Origin of the sequence: Arthrobacter sp. TB 26 (genome assembly GCF_000427315.1) — a bacterium.
Taxonomy (GTDB): domain Bacteria; phylum Actinomycetota; class Actinomycetes; order Actinomycetales; family Micrococcaceae; genus Arthrobacter.
This window is the reverse complement of sequence record NZ_AUPJ01000499.1, coordinates 1-4,500: the sequence shown is the minus strand read 5'-3', so window position 1 is coordinate 4,500 and position 4,500 is coordinate 1. Positions and strand designations below refer to the sequence as shown.

Annotated in this window: 6 protein-coding genes, 1 pseudogene and 1 riboswitch; of the genes and pseudogenes, 4 read left to right on the top strand and 3 right to left on the bottom strand. The window is 68.5% G+C overall.

Going from position 1 to position 4,500, the window contains the following annotated elements; genetic code table 11:
* A pseudogene (locus K789_RS0119715) lies at positions 1 to 465 on the bottom strand (HNH endonuclease); the annotation flags it as partial.
* Between the two features lie 136 nt (positions 466 to 601).
* Here K789_RS0119715 and K789_RS0119710 point away from each other — a divergent pair.
* Positions 602 to 1,288 carry a DNA alkylation repair protein gene (locus K789_RS0119710; protein ID WP_024368254.1) on the top strand — a complete coding sequence of 229 codons (687 nt, stop codon included), beginning with the start codon at positions 602 to 604 and terminating at the stop codon, positions 1,286 to 1,288.
* Here K789_RS0119710 and K789_RS0119705 read toward each other — a convergent pair.
* Entirely contained in the window at positions 1,285 to 1,554 is a 270-nt protein-coding gene (locus K789_RS0119705) for a hypothetical protein (protein WP_024368253.1), read from the bottom strand. The two genes, K789_RS0119710 and K789_RS0119705, sit on opposite strands and share 4 nt — an antisense overlap.
* 180 nt (positions 1,555 to 1,734) lie before the next feature.
* Positions 1,735 to 1,922, top strand: a riboswitch (cyclic di-AMP (ydaO/yuaA leader).
* Positions 1,923 to 1,930: 8 nt separating this feature from the next.
* Here K789_RS0119705 and K789_RS0119700 point away from each other — a divergent pair.
* Positions 1,931 to 2,638 carry an NlpC/P60 family protein gene (locus K789_RS0119700; protein ID WP_024368252.1) on the top strand — a complete coding sequence of 236 codons (708 nt, stop codon included), beginning with the start codon at positions 1,931 to 1,933 and terminating at the stop codon, positions 2,636 to 2,638.
* 57 nt (positions 2,639 to 2,695) lie between these two features.
* Here the strand turns inward: K789_RS0119700 and K789_RS0119695 are convergent, their stop codons facing one another.
* Positions 2,696 to 3,283, bottom strand: coding sequence for a dihydrofolate reductase family protein (locus tag K789_RS0119695; RefSeq protein WP_024368251.1), 588 nt, complete (start codon positions 3,281 to 3,283; stop codon positions 2,696 to 2,698).
* 237 nt (positions 3,284 to 3,520) lie between these two features.
* On the opposite strand from K789_RS0119695, the gene K789_RS0119690 reads away from it, so the two are divergent.
* Positions 3,521 to 3,718: a helix-turn-helix transcriptional regulator gene (locus K789_RS0119690; protein ID WP_024368250.1), complete on the top strand. Its 198-nt coding sequence runs from the start codon at positions 3,521 to 3,523 to the stop codon at positions 3,716 to 3,718.
* Positions 3,719 to 3,896: 178 nt separating this feature from the next.
* Positions 3,897 to 4,500, top strand: a 604-nt coding sequence (locus K789_RS23630) for a type II toxin-antitoxin system HipA family toxin (RefSeq protein WP_237739645.1), incomplete at its 3' end; no start/stop codon positions are given.

Here is a 4,500-nt window from a genome sequence, read left to right as displayed (position 1 = left end):
CCGCCGGTAGGCCGCGGTGCGGGCCGCTGCGATGATCTTCCGGTCTCCGGCGCCGTCGAAGGTTCCGGTGTCGGGGGCGAGTTCGGCGTCGACGGCGGACCGGTCCTCCGCGGACAGGCACGCGGTTTCGCGGACGAGGAGGGTGGCGCGCCATTCGGTGAGCTGCCCGGTCTCCAGGGCCGCCAAAGTGTGGGGCATTTCGCTGACAAGCGCCTTCGCCAAACCCAGGAGCCGGCTGCCGCGGGCCGGGGATTCGCGCCGGGCCAGGGCGATCTGCGCGCCGACCCCGGCGCCGAGTTCCGCCGTCGGCATCCCGGCGTCGGCCTGGTCACGGCGCTGGGACAGGTCGAACGCGATGGCGTGTCGGGCCTGGCGGGCGGCCACGGCGGACTTGAGGTCCTCCAGCCCGCGCGTTTCCTCGAGGAGCGCGGCGGGGCTGTCCGGGGCCGGGAGGCCGGCCAGCATCCGGGCCAGATTCGCGACCGTCACGCTTTCCGCCACTTTTGGTGCTACGTCGGGCCCCTGATTTCCGTCCATGGAAACAGGCTAGCGGGCACCTGCGACAGTAATGATGGCGCCGGGCATGCGGGAGAATATTCCCATGAGCGACGCCGGCGATTTCATTGACTTAGCGCTCCAGCGTGAGTCGTCGTGGAGCCGCGCCGAGGAAACCGAAGCGAGGCTTGGCAGGGGTCACCGGTACTACGGATCGTCCGTCGGAGCCGTGCGCGGAACGGTCCGCGACGCCCTCCGCCGCCACCCGGACCTGACGCACGACGACATTACCGCCCTGAGTTCCGAGTTGTGGGCGGTGCCCGTCTTCGAACGCCGCCTCGCCGCCGTCGTGCTTCTGCAATCAAACGTCCGTTTGTTGACCAATACTGACCTGACCCGGATCGAGGGCTTTGTGCGGAGTGCACGGCTGGGCGCCCTGGTGGATCTCCTCGCCATCGACGTCGTTGGACCCCTGATCGAGGGCCTCGACGTCGTCGGCAGGGTCCGCGCCGACAGTGTCCTGGACCGTTGGGTGCGGGATCCCGATGGCTGGCTGCGCCGCGCAGCCCTGCTGTCCCCGCTGCGCGCGCTCCGTGCCGGCGCGGGGGACTGGCCGCGGTTCGTGCGCCACGCCCGCGCTGTTCTGGCGGAGTCACCGCCACCGGAACCACGGGAGGACGACGACGGCGCGGTCGCCGCCGGGGCGGTCACCCAGGTCCTCGCGGAGATGGCCAGGCGCCGGCCGGAGCTGGAATTCCGGCCGGCCCGCACTGGTCCGCGAGCGTCCTCTTAGCTGGCCGGGCGGCGCTCCACCACGGCGTAGGCCTTTTCGTCGAAGAACTCCCAGTCAGTAATCACCATGAAGCCGAGGGCGTCCACACGGTCATTCAGGACATGGACGTCGAAGCCGCCGTCGCGCGGCTCGGCGTCCCACGTGGACACATGAATTTCCCCGTTTTCCAGGACCAGCAGTTCGGTGTTGACAGTGAAATCCTCCGGCGGCTGATTGCTCAGCTGGCAGATGGCGACACAGTGCCGGGTGACCTTGGGGCTGTTCATTTCGGGCCTCCGCTTCGGGGGAACGGTGATGGCATCATCCTATGCCTGCGGACCCGTCCGGCGAGGGTCAGGAGACCGCTCAAAACCCCGCCCGCCGTTACCTCAATGTGACATGCCGTGATCATTCCGTTACCGTTGTTAGGTGCCTGTTGTTTCCGAGACGGGCTCTCCCCAGCCGATTGCCTAACTCTGCCGCGGCGTGGGGATAACTCGCAGCAACGTCCGGCAGAGACGGGGAAACCACATTTGACCCGCTGTTCTCCAGGGGTCTTGGGGTGAAGCCGCACCGCCCGCCATGATCGGGACCGCGTGCGGCCGGGTGCCTCCCATCCGAATCCGACAGCTCACCTCGCAGGCATTGGGAGAGGCTCCTTTGATGACTTTCAGCAATACCCGTGCGCCCAAGCGCGCCGACCTTCGCCGCACCGCCGGCACCATCGGCCGCCAGGCCGCAGTTCTCGTCGCCGCTTCCGGAATGGTGCTCAGCGGCGCCATGGCCGCCAATGCGGCCGAGGCACCCACCGAGCGCGACGCCGCACCGGCGTCGTCCGTTGACGTCCAGGGCCAGGTCTCCGCACCGGTCATGGCCGACTCCGCCGTGCAGATCACCTTCGAGCGTCCGGCCGTTGAAACTGCTCCGGCTCCCGTGGTCGAGGCACCCAAGCCCGTAGCCGCCCCGAAGGCCCCGGCTGCGGCCCCGGCCGCCGCGAAGGCGACGGTCAAGGTCCAGGCCGCACCCGCCCCTGCCGCTGCCCCGGCAGCCGGCGGAGTCAACGCCACCCTGCTGGCCGTGGCCTACGGCCAGATCGGGATCACGCAGGACTGCACCGCCATGGTGGAGAAGGCCCTGAACGCTGCCGGCATCCCGGTCGGCGACATCGGCCCGCAGGCCTTCATGAACTACGGCAAGGTAGTCGGCGACCCCCAGCCCGGCGACATCATTGTCCAGTCCGGCCACGTTGCCATCTATGCCGGCAACGGCCAGGCCATCAGCGGCGGCATGAACGGTGTCAACGCCACCGTGGCGCACCCGCTGTCCTGGCTGACCGCCACCGGCCCCGTGACGTTCGTCCGTGCCGGCTAGCACTACCGCCAGCAGTGTACAGAAGGCCGGTCGATCGGTTGCCTTGGGGGCAGCTGATCACCGGCCTTCTGCGTGCCCGGCGTCTGCCTCAACCGCGTAGCGCAGCAGCACCACCCCGTTGCCGAAGGTTCGGCTCTCGAGCAGCCGGAGCGGGGTTATGCCATCGGCGCCCTGAAACAGGGTCTTGCCCCGGCCGACGAGGACCGGGTGCAGGTAGATCCGGTACTCATCGATCAGGCCGAGCCGCCTGAACGCCGCCGCGAGATCGGCGCCGCCCAGCGCCAGATCACCGCCGGGCTGTTCCTTGAGCCGCATGATGTCCTCAGCGACGACGTCGCGCACCACCTCGGTGTTCCAGCCGGCTGTCGCCAGCGTGCTGGAGTAGACGATCTTGGGCATGTCCCGCCAGATCCGGGCGAACTCGATCTCCGCGGCGGTGCTGGCGGGGTCCTGGTCAGCCGTCGGCCAGTAGCCGGCCATCAGCTCGTAGGTGACCCGGCCGTCCAGGAAGGCGCCCATGGTCCGGAGCTCTTCATTGAAGTGGCTGTGCAGTTCCTCATCGACGCGGTGCCAGCTCAGGTCCCGCTCCGGGCCCTCGATGAATCCGTCGAGGGAAAGCTGCATCATCAGGATGACTTTGCGCATTACGGAACTCCTTCGCTCGGCGACCGGAGCTCCAGCGTACGCCGCAGCCGGCAGCTGCGGCAGAGGATGGAATGCCCGACGTCGGGCGGCAGCTTATTGCCGGATCACTCTTCACGCCGCAGGCAAGTGTGGGTCGGTAGCCAATACCGGCAGCATCTTGCCGAAAGCGGATCGGTGCGCCACGATAGTGGGACTGGATGCCGCAACCGGCAACATCCTGCCGAATGGAGTTGCTCAATGGGTGATGTGCTGTCGATTGGAGCCGACATCCGGAGCGCCCGCAAGGATGCCGGGATCACGCAGGAGGACCTGGCCCACCTGGCCGGGATCTCGGTGCGCACCGTGCGGGCGATCGAGACCGGGACCGGCAACCCCTCCCTGCAGGCCGTCGTGGCCGTGAGCGATGTCCTGGGCCTGCGGCTGACGGTGCGCTGATGCCGGCCGAACTGCAGGACCTGAAGTTCGTCCGGGATGCGGACGTCTACAAGGGCGGGACCCTCGCCGGGCATCTGGGCAGGACCGGTTTCGGCGGGGTCCGGTTCAGCTATGCCACGGAGTACCTCGCCGGGGGCGGCCCGGCCGTGGCAGTNCGCTGCCACTGTCCGGGGCTGCCGTGGAAACTCCCGGGGGTGCGCTGCCGGCGTTCTTTGCCGGACTGCTGCCCGAGGGCCACCGGCTCACGGTCCTGAAGAACGCGACCAAGACCAGCTTCGACGATGAACTCACGCTGTTGCTCGCTGTGGGGGCTGATGTGCCCGGTGACGTGCAGGTGGTCCCGGCCGGCGAGGTCCCGGTGGATCCGCCCACCCTTGCCGATACCACACACCCGGAGACGCTGGATTTCTCCGTCCTGGTCAACGCCGTGGATCTCCATGGGCTGCCCGGAGTCCAGCGCAAGACCAGCGCCTCGATGCTGACCACACCACTGGCGGTCAAGGGCCACCGTTACCTGCTCAAACTGGACCCGCCGGAACATCCCCACCTCGTGGAGAACGAGGCGGCGCACCTGCAGGGTGCCAGGGCGCTGAAGATCCCGGTGGCCAGGTGCTCGGTCATCGAAGATAGGAACGGCCTGCGGGGGCTGCTGGTGGAACGGTTCGACCGGGTGAAAGGCCCGGCCGGGACCTGGGTCCGGCTGCCCTTGGAGGATGGGACCCAGGTTCTGGGCCTGCCGCCGGCGTCCAAGTACGGCGTCAGTTCCGAAGATGTGGCGGCGG

Excerpts from the sequence above, each read along its gene's own strand:
- K789_RS0119710 (WP_024368254.1), top strand. The coding sequence starts at position 602 with ATGAGCGACGCCGGCGATTTCATTGACTTAGCGCTCCAGCGTGAGTCG.
- K789_RS0119705 (WP_024368253.1), bottom strand. The coding sequence starts at position 1,554 with ATGAACAGCCCCAAGGTCACCCGGCACTGTGTCGCCATCTGCCAGCTG.
- K789_RS0119700 (WP_024368252.1), top strand. The coding sequence starts at position 1,931 with ATGACTTTCAGCAATACCCGTGCGCCCAAGCGCGCCGACCTTCGCCGC.
- K789_RS0119695 (WP_024368251.1), bottom strand. The coding sequence starts at position 3,283 with ATGCGCAAAGTCATCCTGATGATGCAGCTTTCCCTCGACGGATTCATC.
- K789_RS0119690 (WP_024368250.1), top strand. The coding sequence starts at position 3,521 with ATGGGTGATGTGCTGTCGATTGGAGCCGACATCCGGAGCGCCCGCAAG.